A 15,024-nucleotide genomic window follows, 5' to 3' on the forward strand; every position below is an offset into this window, starting at 1 on the left:
ACCGGGTGATCGAATGAACGTTGACTGCCGTCGGGAAGAGTAATAGTTGGCATGGCGCCTCCTCTCCTAGTGGTGACCCCTACCAAAGGTCACGTGGGTTGGGATGAGCCAGTACAAGATCCGGTCCAGGCCATTCAATGACGAACGCCTGCCTTACAGCGGCAGGAGCCTTGCGGCCAACCGGAAAACCGAACCAGAGTGACTGGGATTCAAATCAGGGTTATTCAGGCAGTTGCCGCGCCCGGGACTGAAGGTCGACCGGAGCCAGCAACGAAAAACCTGAGCGGGGCATGCTAGCACAGATGAACGGTCGTGGCTGTGGGTGGTTTTCAGCCAAGGCAAATATGGCGTTTTTGTGCCAGAGTGCTGAACTTGATTCGCGCTTTACCCCTCAGATAAAAGACATTGACCCCACAAGGAGCATCCCGGCATGCGTCTGAATCGTTTGTTCGCTGTAGTCGCACCTATCGTTCTGCTGTTGCCTCTGGCTGCGCACGCCGATTGGCCCAAGGGCGAGCGCGAAAAATACATGGCCCAGTGCACTGAAGCGGCCACGCCGCAGATCGGCGCTGCGGCGGCCAAGTCTCACTGCGCCTGTGGTGCCGATGCAATCAAATCGTACCCGGCCAAGGACCTTCAGTCCTTGATGGACAACACTGCCAGTGACTCACTGAAACAGCAGGCCCTGACTCAGATTTCCAAGTGCAAGGCCAACGCTCCGGCGAAAAAGTGAGCCTTGAAACGGGCTTGAATTGCGATTTGAGCCGGTAAAAAGCCTCTGAAAATCGCGTTTTCCTACAATTTATGCAGGTTTTACAGCTTTTTTTATCGTCTTTACTTTCGGCTGAAAGCCTTTTAAATCGGGGCTTTCAGCCATATCAGGCAACAAAGAAAGCGTGACTGCAGGGCAAACAGCACCTGCGGGGGGGTGCCAAAGCGCACATTTCGACTATGATACCCCGGTGTGCCCAGTTGGCCTGAGCAGCACAGTACTACTGAAAATATATGTTTCTTGGAGATACACCATGTCTAATCGCCAAACCGGCACCGTTAAATGGTTCAACGATGAAAAAGGCTTCGGCTTCATCACTCCTCAAGGTGGCGGTGACGACCTGTTCGTACACTTCAAAGCTATCGAAAGCGACGGTTTCAAAAGCCTGAAAGAAGGCCAAACCGTTTCCTTCGTGGCTGAGAAAGGCCAAAAGGGTATGCAAGCTGCTCAAGTTCGCCCAGAGTAATTTCCAGGCGCACTAAAAAAACCCCGTCCATGTGACGGGGTTTTTTGTGGTCAATGCAAAAGCCTGGGGGTGATCAGCCGCAGTTGACGCGGGTGACGACCCGATTGGCGTCAGTGTTGAGATTCAAGCGATCAGAGCGGTACTCCAGCGTCACCATATCGGTCGGCAGAAGGAACCGCGCATTCTGCGCGCCGGCACGCGTACGCGCCTGCTCCAGCAACTCGGGCGAAGCTTGTTTGCCGATGGTGAACTCGGCCGCTTTGGCCTCGCAACGGCTGTGACCTGTGTCAGTCGTCGTGACAGGGTCTGTTGCCGACTCGGTGGTGCCGGTGCTGCAACCGGCCAACGTGGCAGCGGCCAACAAAGTACCCAATGACGCGAGCTTCCAAGGCATGAAGCCTCCTTTTTTCATTAGTTAAGCTGAGATCGTGCGACCGCCAATCCGGCGTTTGGTTTCACAGGGAGGCCAGGTACCCTGCCCTTCGCCGCGGACAAACGGCAAGTTTGCCTGAGCATTGCCACACCCTTCACCCTGCAATCGTGACTGAATATTTACAAGGCTCAATACACGTCGATGTAATCGAATGCCGGTCGTGGCCAGTTCTCTTTCAATGCATTGAAAATCTGCATGACCCAGACTTCGTCGCTGGCCGCAACCAGGCCGACGTATCCCGACCCTTTAGCCCACGTTTCCAGTCGAAACAGAAGGCCGTCGATGTCGCTACCACCCACAACACCCGATGAAATATAGGCGATGCCGCCCTTGGTCACGCGCAGCTGCGTATGCTCATCATCACTGGCCGACGCCAACAGTTGGCGAACGGCTTCAAGGGTCAAGCCGTCAGGAGTGTTCAAATCGATCTGCACAGCGCAGTCCTTGAATGGTGATCAAAGACCAAGTGTCGCATAGCCCTGCGCTCATGCCTAAGTCGGAGTGCCAAAAGCGCCACGAAATGGTTAACTCGAGGCTCAGACTCTTCCGACCGTACGAGCGCCATCATGACCACTGTAAGTATCGACGCCGACATCAAAGCAAAGTGGCAGGACGGCCATAGCTCTTACAGCCCAGGCTCTACGGAGGAACTTGTCATCATCGGCATCGACCTGCTGGTCAGAGACCTGGGGACCGAGGCTGCGCAATCCTTCATAGAACAGGTTTTCGAGAAGCACCTGGCAGACCAAAAGGGCGCGACAAAATCAGCGCAGGAATAAGCTGCACCGGCATGCATCTGCAGCAATGAACATTACTTCAGACGACCCAGGCGCTCAGTCAGCAGATTGAAGAACCCCTGGGCGTCGCCGCTATCAACCCAGAAAGCATTCTTTGGTGCTTTGAGGCGGTCGTGCCAGTCGACAATGGTCTGCCCGAAAGTCGGCCCCTCGCGACTGTCGATCACCACATTGACCGCGCGACCGCTAAACAGCTGCGGCTTGAGCAGCCAGGCGATGACCGCGGCGTCGTGCACCGGACCGCCCGGAATATCGTAGTGCTCCATGTCGGCCTTGATGTAATCATTCAGGATATCGCCTACCAATTGGCCGGCTTGGTTGTTCAATGCGGCAATCTGCTTCAGGCGCTCGTCACTGGTGAGGATCTTGTGAGTTGCATCCAGAGACAGATACGTCAGTTTCATACCGCTGTTGAGTACCACTTCGGCCGCATGCGGGTCAGCGAACAGGTTGAATTCGGCTACCGGTGTGATGTTGCCGCCATTGAAGTGCGCACCACCCATGATGACTACTTCCTTGATGCCCTGAATGATTGCCGGCTGCTGCATGAGCGCCAAGGCCAGATTGGTCTGCGGTCCAAGCATCGCAATAGTGATGCTGTGGGGGCTGGCCGACATCAACGTATCGATCAGGTAGGCGACCGCATTGCCCTCGGCCAGGGCGGCTTTCGGCTCGTATACAGAAACACCCGACAGCCCTTCCTTGCCGTGGATGTCCTCGGCATAGATAGGCGTGCGCATCAGCGGCCGAGACGCGCCGGCATAGACCGGCACGTCCTCGCGCCCTGCCCACTCGCGCGCCAGCCGCGCGTTTCGTGATGTCTTGTCCAGGCGCACGTTGCCGGCGACCGTGGTCAAAGCAAGGATATTCAACTCCTGAGGCGACGCCAGCGCCAACAACAAGGCCACCACATCGTCGGCACCAGGGTCGGTGTCGATGATCAGGTCGACCCTTTCCATGCGAATCAAAACGTGACCCCGGCAATCAGCACAACATTGCAGTACGGCTGGCATTCCCCGGTACGAACGACTGCCCGTGCCTGCCGGGTGAGGACTTTGAATTGCTCATGACTGAGCAACTCGCGCCGCCCCAGCGCCCCTTCCGCATTGAGGGCATCCAGGGTTGTCAGTGCCGCTGGCCTCTTCTCGAGGATTTCCTGCGCCAGCACATGACTTTCAACCTGCATTTCGCTGAGCACAACCTTCAGAGTACTGACGAAATCCGGGATGCCATGGGTCAGTGCCAGGTCGATCAGCTCGATGCCTGGCGGCACCGGCAGACCAGCGTCGCCGATGACCACGATGTCGCCATGGCCCAGCGATGCGATCAGGCGCGACAGTGCGACATTGAGCAACGGTGTTTTTTTCATGATGTCTTGAATGCCTGAACGTCGGACAAGGTAGGAATCGAGGGTTGCGCGCCGGCACGGGTTACCGACAACGCCGCGGCAATCTGACCGAAGCGAATCGCTTCAGCTTCGCTTTGGCCGCCGGCCAGTGCAGCGGCAAAACCACCCACGAACGTATCGCCGGCCGCCGTGGTATCAATCGCTTTCACCGCAGGCGCCGGGAAATGCGCACAGCTTTTTCCATCGGCAAACAGCGAGCCCTCGGCGCCGAGGGTGATGATCACCTTGCCGGCCCCCATTTCGATCAATCGCGTCGCGGCAGCTTCTGCACTTTGCCGAGACTCCACCGCCAAGCCACTCAAGGCCGACGCCTCGCTTTCGTTGGGTATCAGGTAATCGATGTTCGCATACCAATCCGCCGGCAATGGCTGACTGGCGGGTGCCGGATTGAGAATCACCACTTTGCCCAACTCTCGAGCGCGCTTGAGCGCGTGGCCCACCGTGACATCCGGCACTTCAAGCTGACAGATGATGACATCGGCAGCTTGCAGCACCGCATCGAAACAACCGATCAGCGCAGGTGTCAGAGCACCGTTGGCGCCTGCGACGATCACGATTGTGTTCTGGCTGTTGTCATCGACCACAATCAGCGCCACGCCACTGGAGCCTTCGACGGTGCTGACGGCCTGACAATCGATCTGCTCGGCCAAAAGAGCCTCGCGCAGTTCTTTGCCATAGGCATCGCTGCCGACGCAGCCGACCATTGACACCTGTGCGCCCAGTCGTGCGGCGGCCACAGCCTGATTGGCGCCCTTGCCACCGGAAACCGTGGCAAACGACTCACCGATCAGCGTTTCTCCGCCGCGCGGCAATCGCGGCGCCCGCGTCACCAGGTCCATGTTCAAGCTGCCTATCACCACTACTTTTGCTGGCATACATCAATACTCACTCATTCGATTTCAGCGGCACGCCGGGTTATCGGAACTGCGCAAACAGGCCGGTCAGGGGCGCGGTCGATTCGCGCATGACAATGCTCGGCGTGACGATCCGCTGGCTGGTGGCCAGATCCGGCGTTGCGATTCGCCGTAGCAGCACTTCGGCCGCCATCTCGCCAAGTTGCAGGATTGACTGCCCGACCGTGGTCAACGCCGGATAGACATAGCGGCTCATCTGGATATCGTCGAAGCCGATGACCGACAACTGCGTCGGCACACGAATATTGCGCTCGGCCGCTGCGCGCAGCACGCCTATACCAATCATGTCGTTGGCTGCGAAAATGGCGCTGGGCGGATTGCGCTCCAGCAAGATCGCGGCGGCGTTGTAACCGCCGGTGCTGGTGAAATCGCTTTCCAGCATTCGGTCACCCGGCACCGCGAGGCCCGCATCGCTGAAGGCACGACAAAAACCGGCCAAACGCATTTGCGCCACGCTGGTGGTTGCCGGACCGCTGATGGTGGCGATATCCCGATGCCCCAACTCCAGCAGATGTCGGGTCGCCAGATAAGCGCCGTACTCGTGGTCGATACGGACCAGGTCCGCATCGACGCCCTCCAGACCACGGTCGACGATCACCATGGGTGTACGCACGCCAGCCAAACCTTGCGCCAGGCCGCTGTCGCCACCGGCCGAGGCGACGATCAGTCCGTCGACACGTTTTTCCAACAGAACGCGCAGGTAGCTGCGTTGCTTGTCGGGGTTGTCGTCGGAGTTGCAGAGGATGACGCAGTAGCCGTTACGCTCGCAATAGTCCTCAATACCCCGGGCCAGCTCGGCGAAGTACGGGTTGAGGCTGTTGGGCACCAGCAAACCGATGGTGGCCGTTGTTTTGGCCTTCAGGGAACGCGCCACGGCACTGGGGACGTAGTCGAGGGTTTTGATCGCCTCCTCCACCTTGAGCCGCACTTCTTTGCTGACTGGCCGAGTCTTGTTCACCACGTGGGAAACCGTGGTGTAGGAAATACCCGCGAGCGCTGCCACATCTTTGATCGTTGCCATGACTCAGGTCCGCCGACTTGCGCGCTGGCTGCGGTAGGTATCGAGCACCACCGCAACCACGATGACCGCGCCGGTGATGATGCGCTTGGTCGGTTCGGTGGCACCGATCTGGGCCAGGCCGGCCGCCAGCACGGAAATGATCAACACGCCAAAAAAAGTACTGATGACCGAACCGCGTCCACCCATCAGGCTGGTACCGCCGATGACGACGGCGGCGATCACCTGCAACTCCAGGCCGGAGCCGGCGTTCGGGTCCGCCGCTTCCAGTCGCGAAATCTGGAACAGCGCGGCGATACCGGCCAGCAAGCCCATCAGGCTGAACACCAGAATCTTGTAGGGTTTTGGATTGATACCGGCCAGCCGCACCGCCTCTTCGTTGGTACCGATGCCAATCAGGTAGCGACCGAACACGGTCCGGGTCAACACGGCCTGGGCGATGAAAATGATCAGCAAGGCGATGATAAACGATGGCGAAATCCCGAAAGCGATCGGGTTGGACAACCAGGCAAACGCATCGCCGATGTACGCCGTGCGCGATCCGGTCATCTGATAGGCAACCCCGCGTGCCATTTCCAGCACGCCGAGGGAAACGATAAACGATGGAATGCGCCAGGCCACGGTAATCGAGCCGGTGATGGTGCCCGCGAGGGCTGCGGCCGCCATGCCGAGCAACGCTGCCGGCAGCACACTCCAGCCCCAACCGAGAATCGCCACACTGACCGTCGAGGCCGCCAGCGCCAACACTGAACCCACCGACAGGTCGATGCCGCCGATGATCAGCACGAAGGTCATGCCGACCGCCAGGACCATCAGGTCCGGAATCTGGTTAGCCAAGGTGCTGAAGGTGTCGTAGGACAGGAAATGGCTGCTCAGGAGCGAGAACAGCACGACCATCGCCAGCAAGGCACCGGCCAGCCCCAGATAAGTGCCCAAGCCGTAAAAATTGCCACTGCGTGGACCGACGCCAGATACGGTTTTCATGAAAGATCCCTAGGCGCGGCTTCGTTGAGCAGCGCATCACGTTTTTGGTAGCCGGCAAAAGCGGCGGCAAGCAAATCATCCTGAGTCCAGCTGTCGCGCTCGAACGTATCGATCAGACGCCCCGCCGAGAGCACGCCGATCCGGTCGCAGATCAACATCAATTCGCGCAGGTCACTGGACACCACAACCAGCGCTTTGCCCTGGCGTGTCAACTCGCCGAGCAGGGCATAAATGTCGAACTTGGCGCCGACGTCAATACCACGGGTGGGTTCGTCAAACAGCAGGACCGAGCAATCACGCTCCAGCCAACGGCCGATCACGACTTTCTGCTGATTGCCACCGGACAGCTCGGACACCACTTGCGCCGGGCCGGAACTGCGAATGCGCATGGCGTCGATCTGACGCTGGGCCAGTGCAGTTTCGTCATCTTTGTTGACGAACCCGCCACTGGAGATGCCCGGCATGTTGCCCAGGGCAATGTTGGCGCCGATCGACTGAGTCAGCAGCAAGCCTTCGCCCTTGCGGTCTTCAGTGATCAGGGCGATGCCGTGGGCAACCGCATCCACCGGCGAGCGAATGCTGACGACTTGCGCGGGAGAGCCTAGCGCTACGGTGCCGCTGTCTGCGGCGTCCGCACCGAAGATCAGCCGCAACAACTCGGTGCGCCCTGCCCCGATCAATCCGGAAATACCAAAGATTTCTCCGGCACGCACCTCAAAGGACACATCCCGAACTTTGTCGGCGCGAGACAAGCCCTTGACCGTCAATGCCGGAGCACCGATGTTGCGCACGCCCATGTCGATGTGTTCGCCCAGCTCCCGCCCCACCATCAAGGTGACCAGTTGTTCACTGTTGTAACTGGCCATCGGCTCGACGCACACCAGGTTGCCGTCGCGCAGCACTGCAATGCGCTGGGCGACTTGGGCGAGTTCTTCCAGGCGATGGGAAATGTAGATGATCGACACGCCACGCGCTTGCAGACGGGTGATCTGCTCGAACAGCATCTCGACTTCGCGGGCCGTCAGCATCGCGGTCGGCTCGTCGAGGATCAGAACATGACAGTCGCCGATCAGGTTGCGGGCAATCTCGACCATTTGCTGATGACCGATGCCCAGTTCGCCAACCAGCGTGTCCGGATCGATTGCATCGAGCCCGACTTGTGCCATGGCTTCGATCGCCGCCTTGCGCAGTTGCTTGCGGCTGATCCAGCCGCCGTTGTTCGGCAGGTTATCGAGAAACAGGTTTTCCGCCACCGACAAGGTCGGCAACAGATTGAGCTCCTGCATGACCATGCGAATGCCCAGATTCTCAGCCTGGGTGCGGCTGCCCGGGCGATAGTCCTGCCCCTGAAATTGCATCTGGCCGGTGGTCGGCGTGACCAACCCGCCGATGATCTTCGACAGGGTGCTTTTGCCAGCGCCATTTTCACCGGTCAGCGCCAGCACTTCCCCGCGCATCAGCGTCAGGTCGATGCCGGTCAGGACCGGTTGCGCATAGGTTTTGCCGATGCCGCTGACCGAAAGGACAGCGTTCGGGTCGCGAACGGACATAAGAACTCTCCATGTGCTCGCCCGGACGGGCGAGCACCGTTGTGTCGCCAGAGGACTACTTTTTAGTGACCAGCTCTACCGGCGTCTCGATCACGCCACTGGCGCTGCTGTCGACTTTCTCGCCCTTGATGATTTTCAGCGCGGTCTCGATGCCGAACACCGCTTGCTTGGCGGCAAACTGATCCGCCGTGGCCAGCACGCGCCCGTCAGCGAGCATCGGCTTGATGGCGTTGATATTGTCATAGCCGACCACTTCAACCTTGCCGGCCTTGCCCGCGGCGCGTACCGCCGACACGACACCGAGCGCCATGCTGTCGTTACCGGCCAGCAGGGCTTTGGTTTGCGGGTATTCGCTGAGGATCGACGCGGCGACCTTGTTGCCCTTGTCGATCTCCCAGTCACCGGACTGAACCGAGACGACCTTGATCTGCGCCGCTTCCATCGCATCCTTGAAGCCGGCAGTGCGGGCCTGAGCGTTGGTGGTGGTGGACACGCCTTCGATGATGCCGACTTCGTCACCCGCCTTGAGCTGCTTGGCCAGGTACTCACCCACCAGCCGCGCGCCTTTGCGGTTGTCCGGGCCTACGAATGGAACATTGAGGTTCTTGCTTTTGACCACGGCCGGATCAAGCTGATTGTCGATGTTGATCACGGTGATACCGGCATCGATGGCTTTCTTGATCACAGGAACCATGGCCTTGGAGTCTGCGGGAGCGATCACCAGCGCATTGACCTTGGCCAGAATCATTTGCTCGACAATGCGCGTCTGGCCAGCGGTATCAGTCTCGTCCTTGATCCCGTTGGAAATCAGATCGAATTCACTGGAGTGTTCTTTCTGGTAGGCCTTGGCGCCATCTTCCATGGTCAGGAAGAATTCGTTGGCCAGGGATTTCATGACCAGGGCGACTTTAGGTTTTTCAGGCGTTTCGGCGAAAGCCGAAGAGACAGGCAACGCGGCGGATGCAGCAGCCAGCATTGCGACAGCGAGAAGACGTCCAGCGAATGGCAGCTTCATGGGTTCACTCCGATCTTATGATTATTGTGAGCAACGCTTGCGCTGACGTAAGCTGCGAGGCCTTCGCCGATGGTTTTAACCCATCAGTGAAGGCGCGCAAACGTTTGCGTAGACCGGACTATGCGAATCTTGTCGAGATTTGTCAATGCTGTGGAACGTTGTCAGGTAGCCGCTCACGCCGTAGTGCTGATCACGTTTCCAGAGCTTGTCAGCTCTTTCGCCAGCGCGGCCGCCACTTGCATCAATGCCGCAGACGTATCGGCAATCTGTGCCTGAATCGACATGACGGCAGTGGCCTTGGCTTCTGCCGACTGGAACGACGCGGCTTGGGTTGCTGCCAATTGCTGTTGTTGCTCGCGCAGTTGTTGCTGCAACTCCTGCATGCGTTTGAGCAACATCTGCACCGCAATGCTTTGCTGGCTGTCGGTGCTTTGCGCTTTCTCGCTGCCCTGAGCGCCGCCTAGACTTACCGACTTTTTATCGCCCCCTTCCAGCCCCAGGCGCTGCGTCGAAGATTCGGATGTCTCGTCAGTCAATGTCGCGACCGTCGACGGCGCTTTACCACCGATGTTTATCACGGACGCATTTGGAAAACCGACGGTCAACGACATGTGAACTCCCTGAAAAAATGATTCCTCAAGGACAGATCGGCGTGCGCAGCGATTTCTTTAACGCTCTTCGACAACCCACGCTTAAACAAACTTTCGGAGAGCCGAACGACAAACTCAAAATCAGTCGGAAACCCGGACGACAGCGCGGTGAACCGCGTTGAAAATTTGTTTGAATCTTTAAACAAATCAGTTACTTGAACGGCTTTCTCAATACGAAGTGTAATTGGTACGGATTCTGCTCTTCTCAAGCACCCCTGGCGTTCAGATCCGCCGGGGGCGCATCTAGATGAACCTGCATCAGCACCGTCACTACTAGAGAGAAAAATAATGACATCTGCTTTCAAGACCTTTGTTCCGGGCGCATTGGCCCTCCTGCTGCTTCTACCGACTGCCGTTCAGGCAAAAGAAGTCGAAACCCAACAGAAACTGGCAAACGTGGTGATCCTGGCCACCGGCGGCACCATTGCCGGCGCGGGTGCGAGCGCTGCCAACAGCGCCACTTATCAAGCCGCGAAAGTCGGCGTCGACAAACTGATCGCCGGCGTTCCGGAGCTCAGCCAGGTGGCCAACGTTCGCGGCGAGCAAGTGATGCAGATCGCGTCCGAGAGCATCACCAACGAAAACCTGCTGCAACTGGGTCGCCGCGTCGCCGAACTGGCCGACAGCGAAGACGTCGATGGCATCGTGATCACCCATGGCACTGACACCCTGGAAGAAACTGCCTATTTCCTGAATCTGGTGGAAAAGACCGAGAAGCCGATCATTGTCGTCGGCTCCATGCGCCCGGGCACCGCAATGTCGGCTGACGGCATGCTGAACCTGTACAACGCGGTGGCGGTGGCCAGCAGCAAAGAAGCGCGGGGCAAAGGCGTACTGGTGACCATGAACGATGAAATCCAGTCGGGTCGCGATGTCAGCAAGATGATCAACATCAAGACCGAGGCGTTTAAAAGTGCCTGGGGGCCGCTGGGAATGGTGGTCGAGGGCAAATCCTACTGGTTCCGCCTGCCGGCCAAGCGCCACACCATGGATTCGGAATTCGACATCAAAACCATCAAGAGCCTGCCTGACGTCGAAATTGCCTATTCCTATGGCAACGTCAGCGATACCGCCTACAAGGCACTGGCTCAGTCTGGTGCCAAAGCGATCATTCACGCCGGCACCGGCAATGGCTCTGTCTCTTCGCGAGTTGTTCCAAGCCTGCAAGCCTTGCGCAAGGATGGCGTGCAGATCATCCGCTCTTCCCACGTCAACGCTGGCGGTTTCGTTCTGCGCAACGCTGAACAGCCTGACGACAAGTACGACTGGGTCGTGGCGCATGACCTGAATCCGCAGAAGGCCCGCATCCTGGCCATGGTCGCACTGACCAAGACCAACGACAGCAAAGAGCTGCAACGGATGTTCTGGGAATACTGATTCGCCCTCGCCCCACTGAATCCGGTCGGGCACCGTACAAGCCACTCGCCTGCGTCGGCGAGTGGCTCGCATCTAACGACTGACAAAAAAATCCCTTCTTCCTACACCAAACGGAACAAATCGCTGTCAGAGGATTTTCTTGAATTTTAAGCAGTTGCGAAAATGCCTACAGTTAAATACTGTATGCACGTACAGCTTAATAAGGATAATTCCGTGGACACCACTTCTGCCTCACCTGACTCCTATGTACGCATGGGCACGCGCGTTCAGAAAATCATCAACTCCCCCACCGCTCAAAAAGCCAAGGCTGCGCTGATTTTCCGTCTCCCGGACGAACCGGTGGATGAGTGGGAACGTTTGCTCGAAGAAATCGATGAAAACGACAACGTCACCCTCGCCTATCGCGATGACGGCGGTGTGCAGATTTTCTGGGTTGTGCCGAAGGAAGACTGAGTCAATGAGTGTCCGTTGTTTCGCTTTGCTGTTTCTGCTGTTCACCATGGGCGCCCATGCCGATGCTCCACGCACTTTCAGCGAGGCCAAGAAAGTCGCCTGGAAGTTGTATGCGCCGCAATCCACCGAGTTTTATTGCGGCTGCAAATACACAGGTAACCGGGTGAACCTCGCCGCCTGCGGCTATGTACCGCGCAAAAACGCCAAACGTGCTTCGCGTATCGAGTGGGAGCATATTGTTCCAGCCTGGCAAATTGGACATCAGCGCCAGTGCTGGCAGGAAGGCGGTCGCAAGAATTGCACACGGTATGACCCCGTTTATCAGAAAGCCGAGGCAGACTTGCATAACCTGGTGCCGAGCATCGGCGAGGTCAATGGCGATCGCAGCAACTTCAGTTTCGGTTGGCTGCCGGAGCAATCAGGCCAATACGGTTCGTGCCTGACTCAAGTTGATTTCAAGGCGAAAAAGGTCATGCCGCGCCCATCCATTCGCGGGATGATCGCCCGGACTTACTTCTACATGAGCAAACAGTACGGCTTGCGCTTGTCGAAACAGGACCGGCAACTGTATGAAGCCTGGGATAAAACCTATCCGGTCCAGGCTTGGGAACGTCAGCGAAATCAAAGCGTGGCGTGCGTCATGGGGCGCGGCAATGAATTTGTCGGCTCAGTCGATATGAAAGCCTGCGGTTAAATGCTTTCTGAATGACAAAAGGCCTCGGATCCGCCATCCGAGGCCTTTTTTGTTTTCTAGCGCAGACTTTGTTGTAGCGCCAAACGGTATTACTGAACTGCCGGGCGCTCAAGCACCAACACTTCAATGTTCTGCTTCTTCGCCTTGACCAGCGCTGCGTTCACCTGCGCTTGCTTGGCGTCGGCTTCGGCCTTTGAGTTGTATGGCCCCATCAGAATCCGGGTCTTGCCGTTTTCGCGAATCACGTTGGACATGAAACTATGCTCGATCAGCCAGCCGCTGAGATCGCTGACCGCCTGCGGCGTTTCACCCCGCACTTCCAGATCCCATTGTGGACCCGAGACCTGCGCCGGGGCACCCGCCGCTGTAGCCTGCGGCTTTGGCGCATCCACTCGCTTGCCCTCACCGCATCCCGCCAGCGCCAATACTGCAATCACCAAGACCATTTTGCGCACTGCGTTTCCCTCTGAATGCTTAAAGCGCGGATTTTAGCACCCATGAATACTTCTCGAGTGCCGCAAAATGGGCTCAAAACAACGAGAATGATGGTTACGGCCTCTGTATAGTTACACCTTGGGAATTAATGCTGCATCTGCGCGTCAGAAAGAGGCACCCAAATTGTGAGACTTCGCACTAATCTATACATACCACCGACCTCTGCACTGTCCGAATCAGGTGCCCCAGAAAGCAATCAAGGAGAAGACCATGCTGATACTCACCCGCAAAGTCGGTGAAAGCATAAACATTGGTGATGACATAACGATCACCATCCTCGGCGTAAGCGGCCAGCAAGTCAGGATTGGCATCAACGCCCCGAAAGACGTTGCGGTGCATCGCGAAGAAATTTATCAGCGCATTCAGGCTGGCCTGACTGCTCCGGACAAGCCGCAAACTCCCTGAATCCTGATGCAGTCAGTAGCCAGCCCGTTCACCCCCGGAACGACGGCTGGCTAAAGATTCTCGAAATGCAGCGCCGTTCCCCCCACACTCGTTACCCAAACGTCACGCCACGCGCCATACCAGTGGCTGCCATGACCATCAGCAGCATCAACATCCCTTCAACGTGACTGATGCGCGCAAACAGCTTCGCCCGCCCAGCCTCGATCGCCGTACCGCGGGCCAGCGCTACTCGCCATTTGATCAGCGTGATCATGGGCGCTACTTCCAGCAGCAGAATCAGTACGAACAGGGTCATCTTCAGATGAAACAACGGCTGTTGCAGGTAATAGTCCGTGCCCTTTTCAAATCCGCCAAACGCTCGCATCCCACCGGTTACCAACAGAATGAGCGCGGAAATTCCCCAAAGGTTGTCTGCGATCAGCACACTGCGAACTTCCCCCGTGCCAGCCGCCAAACGTCGAAAATTCGTACCACGCACAAGAACCGCCCAGAATCCCAGCACAACCGCTAAAAGATGCACGGCCGCAAGAAGCCAGTGAGTCAGCATCGAGACACTCCTTTCAGGATGAGTTGAATCAGCCTGTCAGTAGTAGCCCATCAATCAAAGGATTGCACTGGCGAGAAACTGCCGGGTTTGCCATAGCGGTCCATACGCCAGATACGAAGAGCCCAGCGCAATGGCTGGGCTCTGGTTATTTTCTGTTTTCCATCATTTTATCAGCGAGGGCCTTGGCCCTTTCGATCAATAGATTCTGCCTGTCTTCGTGAGTCGCACCACCGACGACAGGAGCCGTCAGATTACTTTCGGCAATCAACGCAGCGCAAAAATATTGATCCCAAACAGTCCTGTTTTCGGACGACTGCTGGTTCGTTTGATCGGAGATCATTGGTGACTCCTTTGGATCAGATCACGCCCGAGTCACAGCGTTACAGGATCCATCTTAGAAGTACATGAGTGGCGATCCACGGTGATGCTTGAACCACAGCCCATTGAAGCAGAAGGCAAATGAACAGGTAAGCCGCAAAGAATTGCATCATCGCACGCTTCCCCATCAACACCTCTCCTGCCTCATGAACCAAGTCATGCGCCTGGCCGCCCGTTCTGATTGGATGAAGTTTGATGGTCGCAGTTCAATATCGAGCTGAAATGATTGTCATTTGGACTGCATCGAAGGTGCAGAAGCCTTCTTCTCCTCCAGGCTGGCATTCTTGCCTTCGGCTCGACAGCGCCTGCAAGTGGTGGGTACGGGAGACCAGCTGCAGTGATAGCGAAATTGCTCGCCGCATACAGAACAAATTGTCTCCGGCCACTCCCTGTTTCTACGTTCGCTCGTCAACGTTGCTTTCAGCTTTCGCATCAACTCGAGGTTCTTCGCGCCCATGGAAACTCTCCGGTTTTTTTGCTCACGGCCAAACGTTTTTTTCTTTAATCACCGACTGGCGCACTGCCGACGAGTTCAATGCAGTAGCTTGAGCGGTATGATGTTTTAGAGGGACGCGCTGAACTGGCGTTCTGAGGTGGGTGTTTTGCAAATCGCAAAAAGCAAAAAGGGGTTACCGTTTCCGGTAACCCCTCTAGACCGCCCAGCAGAG

At 57.3% G+C, this 15,024-nt stretch carries 20 protein-coding genes and 1 pseudogene; 7 read left to right on the forward strand and 14 right to left on the reverse strand.

The features are described from left to right. Positions 1-430 precede the first annotated feature (430 nt). Both D8U69_RS17815 and D8U69_RS17820 read left to right on the forward strand, forming a co-directional pair. A complete protein-coding gene (locus tag D8U69_RS17815) occupies positions 431-733 on the forward strand; it encodes a hypothetical protein (RefSeq protein ID WP_056853668.1) in 303 nt (100 codons plus the stop codon). A gap of 292 nt (positions 734-1,025) precedes the next feature. Further along, positions 1,026-1,238 (forward strand): cold-shock protein, encoded by a 213-nt coding sequence (locus tag D8U69_RS17820; RefSeq protein ID WP_003179963.1) that lies wholly within the window; start codon positions 1,026-1,028, stop codon positions 1,236-1,238. Positions 1,239-1,311: 73 nt separating this feature from the next. On the opposite strand, the gene D8U69_RS17825 is transcribed toward D8U69_RS17820, so the two are convergent. After that, positions 1,312-1,632 (reverse strand): I78 family peptidase inhibitor, encoded by a 321-nt coding sequence (locus D8U69_RS17825; RefSeq protein WP_056853669.1) that lies wholly within the window; start codon positions 1,630-1,632, stop codon positions 1,312-1,314. Between the two features lie 167 nt (positions 1,633-1,799). Continuing rightward, on the reverse strand, positions 1,800-2,105 hold the full coding sequence (locus tag D8U69_RS17830; RefSeq protein ID WP_130904948.1) for a hypothetical protein: 306 nt from the start codon (positions 2,103-2,105) through the stop codon (positions 1,800-1,802). Positions 2,106-2,237: 132 nt separating this feature from the next. Between D8U69_RS17830 and D8U69_RS17835 the strand changes: the two genes are divergently transcribed. Then, positions 2,238-2,450 (forward strand): hypothetical protein, encoded by a 213-nt coding sequence (locus D8U69_RS17835; RefSeq protein ID WP_056853671.1) that lies wholly within the window; start codon positions 2,238-2,240, stop codon positions 2,448-2,450. A gap of 32 nt (positions 2,451-2,482) precedes the next feature. Here the strand turns inward: D8U69_RS17835 and D8U69_RS17840 are convergent. The 9 genes and pseudogenes from D8U69_RS17840 to D8U69_RS17880 form a co-directional block, all read right to left on the reverse strand. Continuing rightward, a pseudogene (locus D8U69_RS17840) lies at positions 2,483-3,424 on the reverse strand (nucleoside hydrolase); the annotation flags it as partial. A gap of 8 nt (positions 3,425-3,432) precedes the next feature. Continuing rightward, the gene (rbsD, locus tag D8U69_RS17845; protein WP_130904950.1) at positions 3,433-3,837 is read right to left on the reverse strand and encodes a D-ribose pyranase; all 405 of its coding nucleotides are present in this window, start codon (positions 3,835-3,837) and stop codon (positions 3,433-3,435) included. Next, positions 3,834-4,751: a ribokinase gene (rbsK, locus tag D8U69_RS17850; RefSeq protein ID WP_130904951.1), complete on the reverse strand. Its 918-nt coding sequence runs from the start codon at positions 4,749-4,751 to the stop codon at positions 3,834-3,836. Before rbsK ends, rbsD begins: the two co-directional genes overlap by 4 nt. 40 nt (positions 4,752-4,791) lie before the next feature. Then, on the reverse strand, positions 4,792-5,811 hold the full coding sequence (locus tag D8U69_RS17855; protein ID WP_130907824.1) for a LacI family DNA-binding transcriptional regulator: 1,020 nt from the start codon (positions 5,809-5,811) through the stop codon (positions 4,792-4,794). Between the two features lie 3 nt (positions 5,812-5,814). After that, on the reverse strand, positions 5,815-6,792 hold the full coding sequence (locus D8U69_RS17860; protein WP_056853676.1) for an ABC transporter permease: 978 nt from the start codon (positions 6,790-6,792) through the stop codon (positions 5,815-5,817). Further along, complete coding sequence (locus D8U69_RS17865) at positions 6,789-8,342, reverse strand: sugar ABC transporter ATP-binding protein (RefSeq protein WP_056853677.1); 1,554 nt, start codon at positions 8,340-8,342, stop codon at positions 6,789-6,791. The genes D8U69_RS17860 and D8U69_RS17865 overlap by 4 nt, the downstream gene beginning before the upstream one ends. Before the next feature lie 55 nt (positions 8,343-8,397). Beyond that, on the reverse strand, positions 8,398-9,357 hold the full coding sequence (locus tag D8U69_RS17870) for a sugar ABC transporter substrate-binding protein (RefSeq protein WP_130904953.1): 960 nt from the start codon (positions 9,355-9,357) through the stop codon (positions 8,398-8,400). A gap of 173 nt (positions 9,358-9,530) precedes the next feature. Then, positions 9,531-9,968 carry a hypothetical protein gene (locus tag D8U69_RS17875; RefSeq protein ID WP_130907825.1) on the reverse strand — a complete coding sequence of 146 codons (438 nt, stop codon included), beginning with the start codon at positions 9,966-9,968 and terminating at the stop codon, positions 9,531-9,533. Then, positions 9,959-10,312 carry a hypothetical protein gene (locus D8U69_RS17880; RefSeq protein ID WP_130904955.1) on the reverse strand — a complete coding sequence of 118 codons (354 nt, stop codon included), beginning with the start codon at positions 10,310-10,312 and terminating at the stop codon, positions 9,959-9,961. The genes D8U69_RS17875 and D8U69_RS17880 overlap by 10 nt, the downstream gene beginning before the upstream one ends. On the opposite strand from D8U69_RS17880, the gene D8U69_RS17885 reads away from it, so the two are divergent. The 3 genes from D8U69_RS17885 to D8U69_RS17895 all read left to right on the forward strand — a co-directional run bounded on the left by D8U69_RS17885 (position 10,296) and on the right by D8U69_RS17895 (position 12,531). Next, entirely contained in the window at positions 10,296-11,384 is a 1,089-nt protein-coding gene (locus tag D8U69_RS17885; protein ID WP_130907826.1) for an asparaginase, read from the forward strand. The two genes, D8U69_RS17880 and D8U69_RS17885, sit on opposite strands and share 17 nt — an antisense overlap. A gap of 162 nt (positions 11,385-11,546) precedes the next feature. Beyond that, on the forward strand, positions 11,547-11,837 hold the full coding sequence (locus tag D8U69_RS17890) for a DUF1654 domain-containing protein (RefSeq protein WP_056853681.1): 291 nt from the start codon (positions 11,547-11,549) through the stop codon (positions 11,835-11,837). 4 nt (positions 11,838-11,841) lie between these two features. Beyond that, the gene (locus tag D8U69_RS17895; RefSeq protein ID WP_056853682.1) at positions 11,842-12,531 is read left to right on the forward strand and encodes an endonuclease I family protein; all 690 of its coding nucleotides are present in this window, start codon (positions 11,842-11,844) and stop codon (positions 12,529-12,531) included. A gap of 89 nt (positions 12,532-12,620) precedes the next feature. On the opposite strand, the gene D8U69_RS17900 is transcribed toward D8U69_RS17895, so the two are convergent. Further along, a complete protein-coding gene (locus D8U69_RS17900; RefSeq protein ID WP_130907827.1) occupies positions 12,621-12,986 on the reverse strand; it encodes an SPOR domain-containing protein in 366 nt (121 codons plus the stop codon). A 250-nt stretch (positions 12,987-13,236) separates the two neighbouring features. On the opposite strand from D8U69_RS17900, the gene csrA reads away from it, so the two are divergent. Next, the gene (gene csrA, locus D8U69_RS17905; protein ID WP_007938114.1) at positions 13,237-13,431 is read left to right on the forward strand and encodes a carbon storage regulator CsrA; all 195 of its coding nucleotides are present in this window, start codon (positions 13,237-13,239) and stop codon (positions 13,429-13,431) included. A gap of 91 nt (positions 13,432-13,522) precedes the next feature. Here csrA and D8U69_RS17910 read toward each other — a convergent pair whose 3' ends face one another. Together D8U69_RS17910 and D8U69_RS17915 are read right to left on the reverse strand one after the other, a co-directional pair. Then, positions 13,523-13,978 (reverse strand): DUF2214 family protein, encoded by a 456-nt coding sequence (locus tag D8U69_RS17910; RefSeq protein WP_056853684.1) that lies wholly within the window; start codon positions 13,976-13,978, stop codon positions 13,523-13,525. 145 nt (positions 13,979-14,123) lie between these two features. After that, on the reverse strand, positions 14,124-14,318 hold the full coding sequence (locus tag D8U69_RS17915) for a hypothetical protein (RefSeq protein ID WP_056853685.1): 195 nt from the start codon (positions 14,316-14,318) through the stop codon (positions 14,124-14,126). Positions 14,319-15,024 lie beyond the last annotated feature (706 nt).

The sequence above is a fragment of the Pseudomonas sp. Sample_16 genome (assembly GCF_004307665.1).
In the GTDB taxonomy this organism is placed as follows: Bacteria; Pseudomonadota; Gammaproteobacteria; order Pseudomonadales; family Pseudomonadaceae; genus Aquipseudomonas.